Here is a 947-nt window from a genome sequence, read left to right as displayed (position 1 = left end):
GTATCAACCTTTTGAACTGTATTGTAAGACTAAAGCAAATTTATTTAAGCCAGGGACTGATGACTGCAACCAAAAACCGGAGAATTGTTATTGGGGATGTACATGGTTATTATGAAGGTCTCATGACATTACTGGAAGCGATCGCTCCTAATGCCAGAGATAGTGTATACTTCCTGGGAGACTTAATTGATCGTGGGCCACAAAGTTTCCAGGTAGTAGAACTTGTGAGAAAAAATTCCTACCATTGTATTTTGGGTAATCACGAGCAGATGCTGTTAAACCTTTTTACAAATTCTCAAGTTTCTACATCAGTTGTAAATGCATGGCTTTATAGTGGTGGGCAAGCAACAATAGCTAGTTACCCTCAAGCAAATATTTCCCAAGAGCATCTAGAGTGGTTTAAGTCTCTACCAACGCATTTGGATTTAGGAGATATTTGGTTGGTTCATGCTGGGGTAAATCCCTCCATGAGTATAGAAAAACAAAACTCAAATCAATTTTGCTGGGTACGGGATGAGTTTCATAGTATGCAAAAACCCTATTTCCCCAATAAACAAATAATTGTTGGTCATACTATGACCTTTACCTTCCCTGGTGTTGCTCCGGGGAAAATTGTACAAGGTGCAGGGTGGTTAAATATTGATACTGGTGCTTATCATCCTCGTAGTGGATGGCTTACAGGATTAGATGTGACCAATAATTTAGTATATCAAGTCAATGTTTTTCAAAACAAACTGCGTACCTTACCTCTAGAAGAAGCAGTAACTATGTTGATACTAGATAACCCTAAACTTGTAGGTACTAGAAAGTATTACAGATAGTTAACATAAATTGACAAAGTAGTAAGTAATCTGAGGCATTTTGAAAAAAGAATGGGACAGATGGGTAGGGGCACGGCAACAGTAAAATACTTTTATACATCAAAAGATTGTGGATGCCGTGCCCTT

At 38.1% G+C, this 947-nt stretch carries 1 protein-coding gene; it reads left to right on the top strand.

The window, feature by feature from the left end:
• Positions 1-59: 59 nt before the first annotated feature.
• Positions 60-821, top strand: coding sequence for a metallophosphoesterase family protein (locus tag CALSC_RS25005; protein WP_088243900.1), 762 nt, complete (start codon positions 60-62; stop codon positions 819-821).
• Positions 822-947 lie beyond the last annotated feature (126 nt).

It is taken from the genome of Calothrix rhizosoleniae SC01 (genome assembly GCF_900185595.1).
Classification (GTDB): domain Bacteria; phylum Cyanobacteriota; class Cyanobacteriia; order Cyanobacteriales; family Nostocaceae; genus Calothrix_A; species Calothrix_A rhizosoleniae.
This window is presented reverse-complemented; position numbering and strand designations above follow the sequence as displayed.